Origin of the sequence: Kitasatospora sp. NPDC096147 (assembly GCF_044763225.1) — a bacterium.
Taxonomy (GTDB): domain Bacteria; phylum Actinomycetota; class Actinomycetes; order Streptomycetales; family Streptomycetaceae; genus Kitasatospora.
The window spans coordinates 497,057-513,226 of sequence record NZ_JBIWFX010000002.1; the positions used below are offsets into that span (position 1 = coordinate 497,057).

12 protein-coding genes and 3 tRNA genes are annotated in these 16,170 nt (G+C 74.0%); 13 read left to right on the forward strand and 2 right to left on the reverse strand.

From position 1 onward, the window contains the following. The first annotated feature begins 30 nt into the window (after window positions 1-30). The 8 genes from ACIRBX_RS07775 (at window position 31) to ACIRBX_RS07810 (ending at window position 8,071) form a co-directional block, all read left to right on the forward strand. On the forward strand, window positions 31-792 hold the full coding sequence (locus ACIRBX_RS07775; protein ID WP_402294429.1) for a glucose 1-dehydrogenase: 762 nt from the start codon (window positions 31-33) through the stop codon (window positions 790-792). Beyond that, window positions 792-1,925, forward strand: a complete 1,134-nt coding sequence (locus ACIRBX_RS07780; protein ID WP_402294431.1) for a transaldolase family protein — start codon at window positions 792-794, stop codon at window positions 1,923-1,925. Before ACIRBX_RS07775 ends, ACIRBX_RS07780 begins: the two co-directional genes overlap by 1 nt. Before the next feature lie 184 nt (window positions 1,926-2,109). Beyond that, a complete protein-coding gene (locus ACIRBX_RS07785) occupies window positions 2,110-3,342 on the forward strand; it encodes a 3-hydroxybenzoate 6-monooxygenase (protein ID WP_402294433.1) in 1,233 nt (410 codons plus the stop codon). Between the two features lie 2 nt (window positions 3,343-3,344). Then, window positions 3,345-4,529, forward strand: a complete 1,185-nt coding sequence (gene aroC, locus ACIRBX_RS07790) for a chorismate synthase (protein ID WP_402294435.1) — start codon at window positions 3,345-3,347, stop codon at window positions 4,527-4,529. 141 nt (window positions 4,530-4,670) lie between these two features. After that, window positions 4,671-5,753, forward strand: coding sequence for a CE1758 family FMN-dependent luciferase-like monooxygenase (locus ACIRBX_RS07795; protein ID WP_402294437.1), 1,083 nt, complete (start codon window positions 4,671-4,673; stop codon window positions 5,751-5,753). Next, a complete protein-coding gene (locus tag ACIRBX_RS07800; RefSeq protein ID WP_402294439.1) occupies window positions 5,750-6,379 on the forward strand; it encodes a CE1759 family FMN reductase in 630 nt (209 codons plus the stop codon). Before ACIRBX_RS07795 ends, ACIRBX_RS07800 begins: the two co-directional genes overlap by 4 nt. 22 nt (window positions 6,380-6,401) lie before the next feature. After that, on the forward strand, window positions 6,402-7,358 hold the full coding sequence (locus ACIRBX_RS07805) for a glutathione S-transferase family protein (RefSeq protein ID WP_402294441.1): 957 nt from the start codon (window positions 6,402-6,404) through the stop codon (window positions 7,356-7,358). 383 nt (window positions 7,359-7,741) lie between these two features. Further along, complete coding sequence (locus ACIRBX_RS07810; RefSeq protein WP_402294443.1) at window positions 7,742-8,071, forward strand: hypothetical protein; 330 nt, start codon at window positions 7,742-7,744, stop codon at window positions 8,069-8,071. A gap of 135 nt (window positions 8,072-8,206) precedes the next feature. On the opposite strand, the gene ACIRBX_RS07815 is transcribed toward ACIRBX_RS07810, so the two are convergent. After that, window positions 8,207-9,145 carry an EamA family transporter gene (locus tag ACIRBX_RS07815; RefSeq protein WP_402294445.1) on the reverse strand — a complete coding sequence of 313 codons (939 nt, stop codon included), beginning with the start codon at window positions 9,143-9,145 and terminating at the stop codon, window positions 8,207-8,209. A 121-nt stretch (window positions 9,146-9,266) separates the two neighbouring features. Between ACIRBX_RS07815 and ACIRBX_RS07820 the strand changes: the two genes are divergently transcribed. Continuing rightward, window positions 9,267-10,244 (forward strand): DUF1906 domain-containing protein, encoded by a 978-nt coding sequence (locus tag ACIRBX_RS07820; RefSeq protein ID WP_402294447.1) that lies wholly within the window; start codon window positions 9,267-9,269, stop codon window positions 10,242-10,244. Between the two features lie 172 nt (window positions 10,245-10,416). Then, window positions 10,417-12,075, forward strand: coding sequence for a long-chain fatty acid--CoA ligase (locus tag ACIRBX_RS07825; protein ID WP_402294449.1), 1,659 nt, complete (start codon window positions 10,417-10,419; stop codon window positions 12,073-12,075). Between the two features lie 83 nt (window positions 12,076-12,158). Here ACIRBX_RS07825 and ACIRBX_RS07830 read toward each other — a convergent pair whose 3' ends face one another. Continuing rightward, window positions 12,159-15,548: a PAS domain-containing protein gene (locus ACIRBX_RS07830; protein ID WP_402294451.1), complete on the reverse strand. Its 3,390-nt coding sequence runs from the start codon at window positions 15,546-15,548 to the stop codon at window positions 12,159-12,161. 202 nt (window positions 15,549-15,750) lie between these two features. On the opposite strand from ACIRBX_RS07830, the gene ACIRBX_RS07835 reads away from it, so the two are divergent. From ACIRBX_RS07835 to ACIRBX_RS07845, 3 genes are all read left to right on the forward strand, one after another. After that, window positions 15,751-15,841: transfer RNA gene (locus ACIRBX_RS07835), tRNA-Ser, on the forward strand. Between the two features lie 126 nt (window positions 15,842-15,967). Beyond that, a tRNA-Arg gene (locus ACIRBX_RS07840) sits at window positions 15,968-16,043 on the forward strand. 39 nt (window positions 16,044-16,082) lie between these two features. Further along, window positions 16,083-16,158, forward strand: a tRNA-Arg gene (locus ACIRBX_RS07845). Window positions 16,159-16,170: the final 12 nt, after the last annotated feature.

Below are 16,170 nucleotides of genomic sequence, written 5' to 3' on the forward strand. Positions count from 1 at the left end.
CGGCAGCTGCACATCCACAGGAGGAACCTGATGACCGCACGATTCGACGGCAAGGTCGCCCTGGTCACCGGTGGCGGCTCGGGCATCGGCCGCGCCACCGCGCTGGCCTTCGCCCGGGAGGGGGCCACCGTGATGGTGGCCGGCCGCGAGCCGAGCGAGCTGCGGGAGACCGTGGCCCTGATCGAGGAGGCGGGCGGCAAGGCCGACTGCATCCGCGCCGACGTCACGCACGGCATGGACGTCATCAAGCTGGTGCAGTCCACCGTGGACCGCCACGGCGGGCTGCACATCGCCTTCAACAACGCCGGAGTGATGGGCCGTCCGAGCCCGCTGGCCGAGGTCTGCGAGGCGGTCTGGGGCGACATCCTGTCCACCAACCTGACCGGTGCCTGGCTGCTGATGAAGCACGAGATCGCCCACATGCGCGAGCACGGCGGCGGCGTGATCGTGAACACCGCGGCCAACATCGGCATCCACGGCCGGATCCCCGGTTTCGGCGCCTTCGCGGCCTCCAAGGCCGCGCTCTCCACGCTGACCCGGACGGCCGCCCGGGAGTACATCCGGGAGGGCATCCGGATCAACGCGATCAGCCCCGGCACGGTCGACACCGACCAGGGCCGCCGCTACAACGAGACCGAGGAGCAGCGGGACGAGCGGGTCCGCAGCGGCGTGCCGATCGGCCGGGTCGCCCGGACCGAGGAGATCGCCGACACCGTGCTCTGGCTCTCCGGCGACGAGTCCAGCTTCGTGGTCGGTCACGACCTGGTGCTGGACGGCGGGGCCACGGCCTGATGACGGGCATCCTGCGGCGGCTCTCCGAGGAGGGCGTCTCGCTCTGGTTGGACGGCCTCGGCCGGGACCGGCTGGCCGACGGACGGCTGGCCGAGCTGGCCGGGGACCGGTCCGTGGTCGGGGTGGTGGCCACCCCGTCGGCCGGCCCGGCCTACCACCGGCAGCTGGCGGAGCTGGCCGCCCGGGGTGCCTCGGCGGCGGTCGCGCTGCGCGAGCTGACGGTCCGTGACCTGCACGGGGTCTGCACCCTGCTGGATCCGATCCACCGCTGCACGGCCGGCTCGGACGGGCTGGTCTCGGCCGCGGTCGACCCGGCCTTCGCCCGGGGCACGCTGGCCGCGCTGGCCGAGGCCCGGGCGCTGTACCGGGCGGTGGACCGCCCCAACCTGCTGGTCGAGCTGCCGGCCACGGTCGAGGCGCTGCCCGCCGTCACCCGCTGCCTGGCCGAGGGGATCGGCGTGCACGTCTCGCTGGTGCTCTCGCCCGAGCGGTACGGCCAGGTGCTCGAGGCCTTCCTGACCGGCCTGGAGCTGGCCGCCGAGCAGGGCCGGGACGTCTCCCGGATCAACTCGGTGGCCGCGGTGCCGGTCGGCCTGCTGGACGCGGTGGTGGACCACGCGCTGGACGCGATCGGCACCGAGGAGGCCCGGGCCTTCCGGGGCCAGGCCGGCCCGGCGCTGGCCAGGCTCGCCTACCGGCGCTACGAGGCGGAGTTCGCCTCGCCGCGCTGGACGGCGCTGGCCGCGCTCGGCGCCCGGCCGCAGCGGCTGCTCTGGAGCCACACCGGCACCGACGGCGGCCCCGGCCGCCGGGACACCCGGTACGTGGACGAGCTGGTCGCCCCGAACACCGTCACCGCCGTCACCGAGCGGACCCTGGCCGCCGTCGCCGAGCACGGCCGCCCGGCCCGGGCCCAGCGGTTCGCCGCCGGGTACGCCGACGCGGAGCGGGTGCTGGGCTACCTGGAGTGGTTCGGCCTGGAGCTGGCCGAACTGCTCGACGGGCTGGAGCGGGAGTCGCTGGCCGGCCTGCGCCGGACCCGCACCGAGCTGCTGGAGTCCGTGCTGGCCCGGCTCACCGAGGTCCGGGAGTCGGAGCTCCAGGACGCCGGGGCTCCGCCGGCCGGGCACTAGACGGCCGGGCACCGGACGGCCGGGCACCGGGCGGCGGACGCGCGCCGCTGACCGGGCCCGCTCCACCGTACCGGCCCCAACCACCCGACGCGCCGGGTCGGTTGCACCGGTCCCAGCCGTCCCGAACGAACCACCAAGGCCGACAGAGCACCAACTCGACCCCTCCGAAAGGCAGAACAGCCAGATGGCGAAGATCCTGATAGCCGGTGGTGGTATCGGCGGCCTGGCGACCGCGCTGAGCGTCTCCCGCCGGGGCCACCAGGTGGTGGTGCTGGAGAGCCGGGACACCTTCACCGAGCTCGGGGCCGGCATCCAGCTCGGCCCGAACGCCTTCCACGCGCTGGACGTGCTCGGCGTCGGCGACGAGGTCCGCTCGCGGGCCGTGCACATCGACGAGCTGCGCTTCATGGACGGCACCACCTCCGAGCTGGTCGTCACCATGCCGCTGACCGGCGCCTACCGGGAGCGCTTCGGCAACCCGTACGCGGTGGTGCACCGGATCGACATCTACGCCCCGCTGCTGGACGCGGCCCGCGCCTCGGACGCGATCGAACTGCGCACCGACGCCCAGCTGCTGAGCTACCGTCAGGACGCCGAGGGCGTCACCGCCGTGCTGGCCTCCGGCGAGGAGGTCCGGGGCGAGGCGCTGATCGGCGCGGACGGCATCAACTCCTACGTCCGCAAGCAGCTGGTCGGCGACGGCTTCCCGCAGGTCTCCGGGCACACCATCTACCGCTCGGTGATCCCGATGGAGAAGGTGCCGGAGGAGCTCCGGTGGAACACCGTGACGCTCTGGGCCGGCCCCAAGTGGCACTTCGTCCACTACCCGATCGGCGGCGGCAAGTACTTCAACCTGGCGGCCACCCGGGACGACGACGCCCGGGAGGCGGTGATCGGCGCCCCGGCCGAGAAGGACTTCGTGCTCAACGAGTTCCCCGACCTGGGCGAGATCCCGCGCCGGCTGCTGGAGCTCGGCGAGGACTGGAAGGCCTGGGTGCTCTGCGACCGCGACCCGGTCGAGCAGTGGACCGACGGCCGGGTGGTGCTGATCGGCGACGCCGCGCACCCGATGCTCCAGTACGCCGCCCAGGGCGCCTGCCAGGCGGTCGAGGACGCGGTGGTGCTGGGCCAGGTGATCGGCACCGAGGCGTGCGAATTCCCGCAGCGCTTCGAGAAGTTCAACGGCGAGCGGCGCCAGCGCACCGCCGCCACCCAGCTGGTCGCCCGGGAGATGGGCAAGCAGCTCTACCACCCGGTCGGCGAGGCCGCGAAGGCGCGCAACGCGCTGCTCGCCTCGCTCACCCCGGAGCAGCTGTACGACAAGGTGGAGTGGCTGCACGGCAGCCGGGTCGGCGACGGCACCGTCATCGAGCCGCCGGTGATCGGTCGTCGGGCCGCCACCGCCGGGGAGCACTGACCGTGGGCGGCCTGCGCTGGCTGACCGCGGGCGAGTCGCACGGCCCGGCCCTGCTGGCCACCCTGGAGGGCCTGCCGGCGGGCGTGCCGGTGACCACCGACGCGGTCACCGCCGAGCTGGCCCGGCGCCGGCTCGGCCACGGCCGGGGTGCCCGGATGGCCTTCGAGCAGGACGAGGTCAGCCTGCTCGGCGGGGTCCGGCACGGCGAGACCATCGGCAGCCCGGTCGCGGTCATGGTCGGCAACACCGAGTGGCCCAAGTGGGAGCAGGTGATGGCGGCCGACCCGGTCGATCCCGAGGTGCTCGCCGGGCTGGCCAGGAACGCACCGCTGACCCGTCCGCGCCCCGGCCACGCCGACCTGGCGGGCATGCAGAAGTACGGCTTCGACGAGGCCCGGCCGGTGCTGGAGCGGGCCTCGGCCCGGGAGACCGCCGCCCGGGTCGCGCTCGGCACGGTGGCCAGGTCCTTCCTGCGGGTGGCCGCCGGGATCGAGATCGTCTCGCACGTGGTCGGCCTCGGCCGGGCCACCGCCCCGTCCTGGCTGACGCCCCGTCCGGCCGACCAGCCGTACCTGGACGCCGATCCGGTGCGCTGCCTGGACCCGGAGAGCTCGGCCCGGATGGTGGACGAGATCGACCGCGCGCACAAGGACGGCGACACCCTGGGCGGCGTGGTCGAGGTGCTGGCCTACGGCCTCCCCGTCGGGCTCGGCTCGCACGTGCACTGGGACCGCCGCCTGGACGCCCGGCTGGCCGCCGCCCTGATGGGCATCCAGGCGATCAAGGGCGTCGAGGTCGGCGACGGCTTCGACCTGGCCCGCCTCCCCGGCTCACAGGCGCACGACGAGATCGTGCCCACCCCGGCGGGCCTGCGCCGGGCCTCGGCCCGGGCCGGCGGGGTGGAGGGCGGCATCTCCACCGGCGAGACCCTGCGGGTGCGGGCGGCCATGAAGCCGATCGCCACCGTCCCGCACGCGCTGCGCACGGTGGACGTCCGCACCGGCGAGTTCACCCCGGCCCACCACCAGCGCTCCGACGTCTGCGCCGTCCCGGCGGCCGGCATCGTGGCCGAGGCGATGACCGCCCTGGTGCTGGCCGACACGGTGCTGGAGAAGTTCGGCGGCGACAGCGTCGCGGAGACCGCCCGCAACCTCTCCGGCTACCTGGACGCCCTGACCATCCGTTAGGGACCGCCTCCTCGGTGGTGCCGCGCGGCCCGGCCCGGAATCCCCCTCCGGGCCGGGCCCGCACCGGAGTTGACGAAGTATCGGGCCGCGCTTCACGGCCCCCTCCCGCCCGGATCCACGATTGTCGGTATGGAGAGAGACATGCAGTTCGGTCTGTTCACCGTCGGCGACCTGACCGCCGACCCGCACACCGGGCGCCTGCCGAGCGAGCAGGAGCGGATCAAGGCCACGGTCGCGATCGCCCGCAAGGCCGAGGAGGTCGGCCTCGACGTCTTCGCCACCGGCGAGCACCACAACCCGCCGTTCGTCACCTCCTCGCCGACCACGCTGCTGGCGTTCATCGCCGCGCAGACCGAGCGGATCATCCTCTCCACCTCCACCACGCTGATCACCACCAACGACCCGGTGAAGATCGCCGAGGACTTCGCGGTGCTCCAGCACCTGGCCGACGGCCGGGTGGACCTGATGATGGGCCGGGGCAACACCGGCCCGGTCTACCCGTGGTTCGGCAAGGACATCCGCGAGGGCATCCCGCTGGCGATCGAGAACTACGCGCTGCTGCACAAGCTCTGGCGCGAGGAGGCGGTCGACTGGAAGGGCCGCTTCCGCACCCCGCTCCAGGGCTTCACCTCGGTGCCCCGGCCGCTGGACGACGCGCCGCCGTTCGTCTGGCACGGCTCGATCCGCAGCCCCGAGATCGCCGAGCAGGCCGCGTACTACGGCGACGGCTTCTTCGCCAACCACATCTTCTGGCCGACCGACCACTTCCGGAAGCTGATCGAGCTCTACCGGACCCGGTACGCGCACTACGGTCACGGCTCCCCCGAGCAGGCGTACGTCGGCCTGGGCGGGCAGATCTTCATCGGGAAGGACTCCCGGCAGGCCGTCCGGGACTACCGCCCGTACTTCGGCAACACGGCGGTCTACCGGGGCGCGGTGCTGGAGGACTACCTGGAGGCCACCCCGCTCACCGTGGGCAGCCCGCAGCAGGTGATCGACAAGACCCTGACCTTCCGCGAGCACTTCGGCGACTACCAGCGCCAGCTCTTCCTGATGGACAACGGCGGGATGCCGCTGAAGGTGGTGCTGGAGCAGCTCGACCTGCTCGGTGAGCACGTCCTGCCGGTGCTGCGCAAGGAGTTCGCGCTCGGCCGCCCGGTCGAGGTGCCGGCCGGTCCGATCCACGAGGACCGGGTGGTCATGACCGGGCGGACCGAGTGGTGAGCCGCCTGGTGGTGGTCTCGGCCGGGCTGAGCGACCCGTCCTCGACCCGGCTGCTGGCCGACCGGCTGACCGCCGCCACCGCCCGCCGCCGGCCGGTCGAGAGCCGGGTGGTGGAGCTGCGCGAGCTGGCCGTGGACGTGGCCAAGCACCTGGTCAGCGGCTTCCCCTCGGCGGCGCTGCGGGAGGTGCAGGAGGCGGTGGGCGGGGCCGACGCGCTGATCGCGGTGACGCCGGTCTTCACCGCGTCCTACAGCGGCCTGTTCAAGTCCTTCTTCGACGTGCTCGACCCGACCGTGCTGGCCGGCAAGCCGGTGCTGCTCGGTGCCACCGGCGGCTCCACCCGGCACTCGCTGGCGCTGGAGCACGCGCTGCGCCCGATGTTCGTGTACCTGCGCGCCGTGGTGCTGCCGACGGCGGTCTACGCCGCTTCGGCGGACTGGGGCGCGGGGGTGGAGGGCGGCACCGAGGAGCTGGCCTCCCGGATCGACCGTGCCGGGGCCGAACTGGCCGCCGCCCTCGGTGCGTCCGGCTCCCCTTCGGTGTCCGACGGTCGAAATGCCGGTGCACCGGCCGAGGCCGAACTCATACCGTTCGCACAGCAGTTGGCCGCACTGGGCCTGGAGTGACCGCACACCTGGAGGGACGGGCATGAGCACCGAGCAGCAGACCGGGCAGACCGGACGGAAGGAGCACGTCCGGGCTCCGCAGCACTTCACCACCCGGCTCACCTCGGACGGCCGGGAGGGCCGGCCGGTGGAGGCCGGCCGGTACCGGCTGGTGGTCAGCCGGGCCTGCCCGTGGGCCCACCGGGTCGTGCTGGTACGGGAGTTGTTCGGTCTCCAGGACGCCATCACGCTGGCCGTCACCGACCCGGTGCAGGAGATGATCGACGGCGAGTACCACTGGGTGTTCAGCGAGCGGAACGGCGACCCGGACGGCAGGGACGCGGTGCTCGGCATCCACGCGCTGCGCGAGGCCTACCTGGCCGCCGAGCCGGACTACACCGGCGGGGTCAGCGTGCCGGGTCTGGTGGACACCCGGACCGGCCACCTGGTGAGCAACGACTTCGAGAACCTCACCCTGGACCTGGCCACCGAGTGGAAGGACCTGCAGACCGCCACCGAGGTGCCCGACCTCTACCCGGAGCACCTGCGGGCCGAGATCGACGCGCTCAACGCGGTGGTCTACGACGAGGTGAACGTCCAGGTGTACCGGGCCGGCTTCGCCCCCACTCAGGAGGTCTACGACCGCGCGGTGGTCTCGCTGTTCCACCGGCTGGACCGGCTGGAGGAGCGGCTGCGCGAGCAGCGCTTCCTGCTGGGCGCGGAGTACACCGAGGCGGACCTGCGGCTGTGGACCACGCTGGTGCGGTTCGACATGGTCTACCACGGCCACTTCAAGTGCAACGTGCGGAAGTTGACCGAGTACCCGGCGCTCTGGGGCTACACCCGGGACCTCTACCAGACCCCGGGCTTCGCCGAGACGGTCGACTTCGACCACATCAAGCGGCACTACTACGCCACCCACGAGCACCTGAACCCGACCCGGATCGTGGCGATCGGTCCGGATCCGGAGATCTTCCTCACCCCGCACGGCCGGGGCTGATCCGGCGGCGTCCGACAGTCATTCAAATCACTGTCGTACGCGCGCCAGCGCGTTCCCCCGCCATGCGCGCCGTGGTGGTGAACTGCCGGTCCCCGCGTGTCGGTTCGCGCGGGGACGATCGGTCGGGCGAGCTGCTGCCGTTCGGGGGAACGTGCTGGTCGCGGGCGGTGTGGCGGCCTACGAACCAGCTCCGCGCGGACTATGCGAACCGGCCGCGAGATCACGCTAATGGGCGAAAACCCCTCCAGGTACTGGCACTTTGTCGATTTGTTAAGGAAACCTGTTCCTCGGCGTCGCAGCCCGCAGGAGTTCGTCTGGCCGCGAACTCCCGCACGCAGTACCCGATGTGCAGTTATCTGTGCGGTTATCTGGAGGCTTTCACCATGGTTCGCTCTCGCACCTCCCGACTGGTCGGCCTGCTGGCCGCCGCCCCGCTCGCGGCCGGCCTGCTGGTGGTCTGCGCCGGCACGGCCTCGGCCGACAACGGCGCGCTGGCCGGGCACGGCTCCAACAGCAGCGTGGTGTCCAACGTCGGCAGCGGGAACATCTTCGGGACCGTGAACGGCAACTACAACTCGACCCAGCAGGTGGCCACCGGCTCCGGTGCGTCGAACCAGAACAACAACCTGCAGGCGAAGGACAACAACGGCTTCATCTTCAGCGACCAGGGGAACCGGGACTTCAACTTCGTCTTCGCGCCGGTGTTCCACTGAGCGTCGCCGGGCACGGGGTGAGCTGAGCACCCCGGCGCCCGGACCTCCCGGAGTGGGAAGGGTCACTCGCTCCGCAGACGCCCGTGGGCGGTGCCGCAGTAGCGGCACCGCCCACGGGCGCGTTCGACGGCAGGATCAGTGACGGCTCGTCAGGGTGGCTCCCAGGCTCGCCAGCACCACGCAGGCGATCCCGGCCAGCTGGACCGCGCCGAGCAGCTGCCCCAGCACCAGCAGACCGATCAGTGCGCTGACCGCCGGCTCCAGGCTCACCAGCACGCTGAACACCCGCTGCGGCATCCGCCGCAGCGCCGTCATCTCCAGCGCGTACGGGATCACCGGCAGCAGCAGGGCCACCCCCGCCGAGGCGAGCAGCAGCAGCCACGGGGACTCCGCGCCCGACAGCCCCGACCACGCGCCGCCCAGGCCGATCGGGGCCAGCAGCACCGCGCCGAACGCCATCGAGACCGCCAGCCCCTGGAAGCCCTGGAAGGCGGCGCCCACCTTGTCGGTCAGCAGGATGTAGCCCGCGTAGCAGGCGGCCGCGCCGAAGGCGCAGAGCAGGCCGACCGGGTCCAGTCCGCCGCCGTGCTCCCCGCCGCCCTCGCCGAGCAGGGTGAGCAGCGCCACCCCGCCGGCCGCCAGCAGGGCCCAGAGCAGGTGCGGCAGCCGCCGGGAGAAGGCCAGCGCCACCGCGAGCGGGCCGAGGAACTCGATGGTGGCCGCCGTGCCCATCGGCAGCCGGTCCACCGCACCCGCGAAGAGCAGCGTCATCCCGGCCGAGACCGCACCCAGGAGGGCCGTCGCCCCCAGGTCGCGGCGGCTGCGCCCGCGCAGCCTCGGCCTGGTCAGGGCGAGCAGCAGCACCGCCGCGAAGGAGATCCGCAGGAAGGTCGCGCCGCCCACGCCGAGCTGGCCGAACAGCGGCTTCGAGAGGGCGATGCCCAGCTGGACGGTGAACATCGCCACCACGCAGAGCAGGGGGGCGGGGATGCGGGCGGTGCGGCCCCCGGACGGGGGAGCGGTGCTGGTGGCAGGGGTGGTGACCGCAGCTGCGGCGAGGTCGGCGGTGGACATCCAAGGAGTGTGACGTAAGGACCGCAGGCCGGGCAAACCCATGACAGGGTGACGGCGAACGGATGAACTTCCCGCTCCGGGGTCGAGTCCGGCCGACGGATGGTCAGGTATCCCGGATGTGATGCGCTACCTGGCCCCGGCCGCCCTCACCGCCTCCTCCCTCGTGCTGCTGCTGGCCGCCGAGGGGATGCCCGGCCCGACCGCCGGGGGCATCCCCGCCGCCGCCCCGGTCGCCGCCGTGCTCCCGGCCACCGCCGGGGCCGCCGCGCCCGCCCGCCCCGCCGCCGGAGCCGCGCCCGCGCCCGCGCCCGCCAAGCCCGCTCCACCGCCCGTGGTGATCCGGGGCACCCGGCTGGCCGAGAAGCCCGGCCGCCGGGCCCTGGCCCCCGCCCGGATCTTCACCGGCACCGCCTTCGACGCCTGCACCGCGCCCCCGCTGGAGACCATGCGGGCTTGGAAGGAGGACTCCCCGTACGGCGCGGTCGGCATCTACGTCAGCGGCGGCCAGCGCGGCTGCGCCCAGCCCCGGCTGACCGCCGGCTGGGTCCGCGAGGTCCGGGCGATGGGCTGGCAGCTGATCCCCACCCACGTCGGCCTCCAGGCCCCGTGCGCCACCCTCGGGGCCAAGCCGCACCGGATCGACCCGGCCGCCGCCGTCCGCCAGGGCAAGGAGGAGGCCGCCGAGGCCGCCGCCGCCCTGCGGGCCCTCGGCCTCGGCCCGGGGAGCCCGGTCTACCTGGACATCGAGTCCTACCCGCGCGGCGACCGGCGCTGCTCCCAGGGCGTGGTGGACTTCACCCTCTCCTGGACCAGGGCCCTGCACGCCGCGGGCTTCCGCTCCGGCTTCTACTCCAGCACCGACTCCGGCATCGCCGACCTGGCCGCCGCCGCCCGGGCCGGCGCCTCCCCGCTGCCGGACGCGCTCTGGTACGCCCGCTGGGACGACCGGGCCGACACCACCTCCACCACCGCGCTCGACCCCGGCCAGTGGTCCCCGCACGCCCGGATCCACCAGTACCGGGGCAACACCACCGAGACCCACGGCGGTGCCACCCTGGCCATCGACCACAACGCGGCGGACGCCCCGGTCGCCACCTGACGGCCCGTCGGGCCGGGCGGGACCGGGCGGGGCCGGCGGTGTCCGGGGCGTGACCTTCGTCGCTGACGGTCCATTCCCTTGACGACGCAATCCCGGCCGAGCAGCATCTCACTACCTGCCAGTAGTCACTGGCACGGTTGCTCGTCCCCCCGCCCGGTCAAGGAGGACCCGCGTGTTCAGCACCATGCAGGACGTACCGCTCACCGTCGCCAGGATCCTGACGCACGGATCGACCCTGCACGCCGCATCGACGGTCTCCACCTGGGACGGCACCGGCCCGGTGGTCCGCACCTTCGGTGAGGTCGGCGCCCGGGCCGGTCAGCTCGCGCACGCGCTGCGGGACGAACTCGGCGCGGGCGAGGAGTCCGTGATCGGCACCCTGATGTGGAACAACGCCGAGCACCTGGAGGCGTACCTGGCCGTCCCCTCGATGGGCGCGGTGCTGCACACCCTCAACCTCCGGCTGCCCCCGCAGCAGCTGGCGTACATCATCAACCACGCCGCCGACCACGCGATCCTGGTGGACGGCAGCGTGCTCCCGCTGCTCGCCGGGGTGCTGCCGCAGCTCAACCCGACGCTCCGTCACATCGTGGTGAACGGCCCGGGCGACCGCTCGCTGCTGGACGGCTTCGCCGGCCGGGTGCACGACTACGAGGCGCTGATCGCCGACCGCCCGGCGGACTACCCCTGGCTGACCGAGATCGACGAGCGCCGGGCCGCCGCGCTCTGCTACACCTCCGGCACCACCGGGGACCCGAAGGGCGTGGCCTACAGCCACCGCTCGGTCTACCTGCACTGCCTGCAGGTGCTCTCCGCCGACAGCTTCGGCATGAGCCAGGTGGACACCGTGCTGCCGGTGGTCCCGATGTTCCACGTGAACGCCTGGGGCAAGCCGTACGCCGCCTTCATGTCCGGCGCCAAGCTGCTGATGCCGGACCGCTTCCTCCAGCCCAAGCCGCTGGCCGAGATGATCGACCGCTGCCGGCCGACCGTGGCCGCCGCCGTGCCGACCATCTGGAACGGCCTGCTGGACGAGCTGGACGCCGGCTCCTACGACACCAGCAGCCTGAAGATGGTGGTGATCGGCGGCTCGGCCTGCCCGCCCGCGCTGATGCGCGCCTTCCAGGAGCGGCACGGCATCCGGGTGGTGCACGCGTGGGGCATGACCGAGACCTCCCCGCTCGGCTCCTTCGGCCTGCCCCCGGGCGGCCTGACCGAGGAGGAGGAGTGGCCCTACCGCTACACCCAGGGCCGCTTCCCGGCCTCGGTGGAGGCCCGGCTGATCGGCCCGGGCGGCGAGCGGATGCCGCACGACGGCGCCGCCACCGGCGAGTTGGAGGTGCGCGGTCCGTGGATCGCGGGGGCGTACTTCGGCGGCGCGGGCCAGGAGCCGGAGCGCCCCGAGGACAAGTTCAGCCCCGACGGCTGGCTGCGCACCGGTGACGTCGGCACCATCACCCCCGACGGCTACCTCACGCTGACCGACCGGGCCAAGGACGTGATCAAGTCCGGTGGTGAGTGGATCTCCTCGGTCGAGCTGGAGAACCACCTGATGGCCCATCCGCAGGTCGCCGAGGCCGCCGTGGTCGCGGTGCCGGACGAGAAGTGGGGCGAGCGCCCGCTGGCCACCGTGGTGCTGCGCCCCGGCGCCACCGCCGACCTGGCCGAGCTGCGCGCCTTCCTGGCCGGCCGGATCGCCGGCTGGCAGCTGCCCGAGCGCTGGTCGCTGGTCGAGGCGGTGCCGAAGACCTCGGTCGGCAAGTTCGACAAGAAGGTGATCCGGGCCCAGTACGCGGCCGACCAACTGGACGTCACCACCCTCGGGAAGTGACGCCGGGTCAGCCCTGAACGGCGAGGGGCCCGGACCGCGTGCGGCGGTCCGGGCCCCTCCCCGCGTCGGGAGACGCGCCGGGCTCAGTACCGGGCGGTGGCGGCCGGCTCGGCCAGCGAGCCGATCCGGGCCAGCAGGTCGACGATCCGGGCCTGCACGTCCTCGCCGGTGGAGCGCTCGGCCAGGAAGAGCACCGTCTCCCCGGTGCGCAGCCGGGGCAGCTCCGCCGGGTCGAGGCCGACCGAGGTGTAGACGACCAGCGGGGTGCGGTGCAGCCGGTCGTTGGCCCGCAGCCAGTCCAGCAGGCCGACCCGGCGGCGCTGGATCTGCAGCAGGTCCATCACCACCAGGTTGGGCTGCACGCTGCTGGCCCGGGAGACCGCGTCGTTCTCGTCGGTGGCGTGCTCCACGTGCATGCCGCGCCGCTCCAGCCCGCCGATCAGCGCGGCGGCCACGTCCGGGTCGGACTCCACCAGCAGCACCCGGGAGGCGTGGTTCTCGCTGTCCTTGGGCGCCAACGCCCGGAGCAGCACGGCCGGTTCGGCCCCGTAGGCGGCGTCCCGGCCGGCCTGGCCGAGCCCGGCGGTGACCAGCACCGGCACCCGGTTGTTGAGCGCGGCGGTGCGCAGCGACTGGAGCGCGGTCCGGGTGATCGGGCCGGTCAGCGGATCGACGAAGAGCGCGGCCGGGTAGCCGGGCGGCTCGGCGTCCACCTCCTCGCGGGAGTGCACCGTGACGGGCTGGAAGCCCCGCTCCTGGAGCGCCCGTTCGGTGGCCGGCTCGGGCTCCGGCCAGACCAGCAGGCGGCGCGGGCCGCCGTCCAGCGCGGGGCCCACCACGGTCGGCTGCCCGTCCGGGCCGGGGCCCGACGGACCGGTGGCCAGGGCGAGTTCGGCGGTCGGCCGGGGCGGGGTGCGGGGCGCGGCGGGCGCGCCGCCGGTGGTGGCGGGCAGCAGCGAGCCGTCCTGCCGGGTCGGGTCGCCGGGTGCGGGGTCGGAGCCAGCCGCCAGCGCGGGCAGCGCCTGGCGCTCGGCACCACCGGGGCCGACCGGCTGCTGCGGGAAGGTGCCGGGCTGCGGGAAGGCACCGGGCTGCGGGAAGGCACTGGGGAAGGCTCCGGCGAAGCCGCCGCCCAGCGGGCGCGGCGGGGCCAGCTCGCCCAGACCGCTGCCGACCGGCTTCGGCTGGCCGTCCTCACCGGAGGGCACCAGGTGCGCGGTGGGCGGGGCCGACGGGGGCTCGGGGAGGTGGGCGGGCAGGTCGGCTGACGGCGCGTCCGATCCGGCCGGCAGCTCCAACGCGCCCCGGGGCGTGGCGGCCTGGGGGTCCTGGCCGTTCCGGTGTCCGAGGGCCTGGTCGTGCGGGCCCCGGTCCTGGGGGTCGCCGGTCCGGTCGTCCTGGCCCTGGCCGGCCTGGCTCGGCAGTGCGAGCCGGCGGCGGCGGCCGGTGGGCGGGGTGGCCGGCGGTTCGGCCGGGGGCCGGGACTCCGCCAGCGACTGCTCCAGCCCGGGGTACACGGGAGTGCCCGGGTCCGGCACGCCCGGCAGCGCGAGCGCCTCGCCGGCCGCCGGCGCGCCGCGCCGCCGCCGCCCGAGCCGTCCGCTGCCGCCCTCCTCCGCAGCCGGTGCGGCAGCCCGCTCGGCGGCCTCGCCCGACGGGGTGTCAGGGACCGACGGCGCGTCAGCACCGGAAGCGTCGGGAGTGCCGGGAGCACCGGAGCCGAGCGCGATCGGGGTGCGGGGTACGGCCTCCCCGGCGGGCTTCCCGCCGGTCGCCCCGCCGTCCCGCGCCCCGCCGTCCACCGCGGCGCCGTCCGCCGCGCCGGTCCCGGCGTCGCCCGGCGCGGTGCCCGGGCCCGCCGGCCCGGCCGCCTCCGCGGGCTCGCCCCCGGTGGCGGGGCCCTTGGCCTCCTCGGCGGGCGGCACCTCGGGGAGGTCCGGCAGCATCGCCGTGTCGGTCTCCTTGGGGACGCTGGGCCGGCCCCGGTGCAGGGCGGTGACGGCCGGGTCGAGCGGCAGCTCGACCACGTACGTGGTGCCGCCCTTGGCGGGCAGCTCGTGCCGCTGGAGCACTCCGCCGTGCCGCTCCACGGTGCCCCGGGCGATCGGCAGGTGCACCGGGTTGGCCGCCCGGGCGGGGCCGCGCACCTCGATCCGGGCCACCTCGCCGCGCTGGGCGGCGGCCAGCACGACCATCGGGGCCTGGCCGTCGTCGCCGTCCAGCGAGAGCGACACGCCGCTGACGTCCGCGACCAGGTGGGCCAGTGCCCGGGCCAGCCGCTCCCGGTCCGCCACCACCTCGACCGGGGCGGCGTGGACCGAGTAGCGCACCCGGCCGGCCCCGACCAGCAGGCCGGCCTGCTCGACGGCGTCCCGGACCACCTCGTCCAGCGGGACCGGCTCGCGGTCCAGCGCCTCCCGGCCGGCCTCGGCGTCCACCTCGAACCGCTGGTGCGCCAGCACCCCGTCGATCAGGGTGCCGAAGCGGCGGCACTCGTCGGCGAGGCGCCGCAGCGTCCAGTTCGCCTCCGGCCAGAGCGAGCCGGCCGGGTCCTCGGCCAGCCCGTCGATCCGGCGCCGCAGGTCGGCCAACGCCCCGCCCAGCTCGCCCTCCAGAACGGCCGTCAGGTGCTCGTTCCGGGCGGTCAGGGCCAGCTCCCTGGTGCGGTCGGTGAAGGTCATCACCGCGCCGACCAGCTGGTCGCCGTCCCGGACCGGGGCGGTGGTGAGGTCCACCGTCACCGGGGTGCCGTCCTTGCGCCAGAGCACCGCGCCGCGCACCCGGTGCTTGCGGCCGGAGAGCAGGGTGTCCAGCAGTGCCGAGCCCTCCAGGGCCAGCGGGGTGCCGTCGGCCTGCGAGTGCTGCACCAGCGGGTGCAGCTCACGGCCGCCCAACTCGCTGGCCCGGTAGTCCAGGATGTGCGCGGCGGCCGGGTTGACCAGCACCACCCGCCCGTCCAGGTCCACCCCGAGCACGCCCTCGGCGGCGGCCCGCAGGATCATCTCGGTCTGCTTGTGCTGGCGCCGCAGCTCGGCCTCGACCCCGAGCCGTCCGCTCAGGTCGCGGACCAGCAGGAGCAGCAGCTCGCCGGCCGAGGAGCCGCCGTCCGGATAGAAGGAGTAGCCGCCCCCGCCGCGCCCCTCGCCCTCGTCGGTGAAGTCGTTGCCCGAGACCTCGACCGGGAAGGTGGTGCCGTCCGTCCGCCGGGCGGTCATCCGGACCGGCCGGTCCAGGCCCTCCGGCTCGCGCGGGGCCGGGCGCATCGACCCGGGGATCCGGCTGGGGTCGAACTCCGGCAGCAGGTCGAGCACCCCGCGTCCGACCAGGGAGGTGCCGGGGGTCTGCATCGCCTGCACGGCAGCGGCGTTGGCGTCGACCACGGTGCCGTTGCTGTTCACCAGGAGCAGTGCGTCCGGCAGCGCGTCGAGTATCGCGGCGAGGCGAGCAGCGCCTCGGATCGGCCTGCTGCTCATGTCGACAGGTCTCCTCACGGCTTGCGTCACGGCGTGCGACCGGCGGCTCGCGCTCTCTCGGGAGACTGGAGTATCTCATTCTTCTTTGCACGGCGGACGACCCGCCCAGTATCGTGGGCGGCGGTTGGTGTCGGGGCCCCAGGCTGTGGCATCATCACACTCGCACGGAGTGCACCGGCTGCGCCGGTGTGGTCCTTGCGGAGGAGGCTTCGCCTAGTCCGGTCTATGGCGCCGCACTGCTAATGCGGTTTCGGGGTTATTCCTGATCGAGGGTTCAAATCCCTCAGCCTCCGCTCAACCGGGAGCCCCGGCGGTCACTGACCGTCGGGGCTCCTGTGCGTCGCACCCCCGGGGCAATCGATTTCGCCCCAGGTCGCGGGTCATGTAATGTTGTCCCCGCAACGCCCCGTCAGGGGCAAGCGCTCATAGCTCAACGGATAGAGCACTTGACTACGGATCAAGAGGTTGCAGGTTCGAATCCTGCTGAGCGCACCACGCACCACCGCTTCGCAGCCCGTGAGTTGGGCCGCGCAAGCGCTCATAGCTCAACGGATAGAGCACTTGACTACGGATCAAGAGGTTGCAGGTTCGAATCCTGCTGAGCGCACCAACCGAGAGGCCC

Coding starts and splice junctions, on each gene's coding strand:
- ACIRBX_RS07775 (WP_402294429.1), top strand. CDS start 31: ATGACCGCACGATTCGACGGCAAGGTCGCCCTGGTCACCGGTGGCGGC.
- ACIRBX_RS07780 (WP_402294431.1), top strand. CDS start 792: ATGACGGGCATCCTGCGGCGGCTCTCCGAGGAGGGCGTCTCGCTCTGG.
- ACIRBX_RS07785 (WP_402294433.1), top strand. CDS start 2,110: ATGGCGAAGATCCTGATAGCCGGTGGTGGTATCGGCGGCCTGGCGACC.
- ACIRBX_RS07795 (WP_402294437.1), top strand. CDS start 4,671: ATGCAGTTCGGTCTGTTCACCGTCGGCGACCTGACCGCCGACCCGCAC.
- ACIRBX_RS07805 (WP_402294441.1), top strand. CDS start 6,402: ATGAGCACCGAGCAGCAGACCGGGCAGACCGGACGGAAGGAGCACGTC.
- ACIRBX_RS07810 (WP_402294443.1), top strand. CDS start 7,742: ATGGTTCGCTCTCGCACCTCCCGACTGGTCGGCCTGCTGGCCGCCGCC.
- ACIRBX_RS07815 (WP_402294445.1), bottom strand. CDS start 9,145: ATGTCCACCGCCGACCTCGCCGCAGCTGCGGTCACCACCCCTGCCACC.
- ACIRBX_RS07820 (WP_402294447.1), top strand. CDS start 9,267: ATGCGCTACCTGGCCCCGGCCGCCCTCACCGCCTCCTCCCTCGTGCTG.
- ACIRBX_RS07830 (WP_402294451.1), bottom strand. CDS start 15,548: ATGAGCAGCAGGCCGATCCGAGGCGCTGCTCGCCTCGCCGCGATACTC.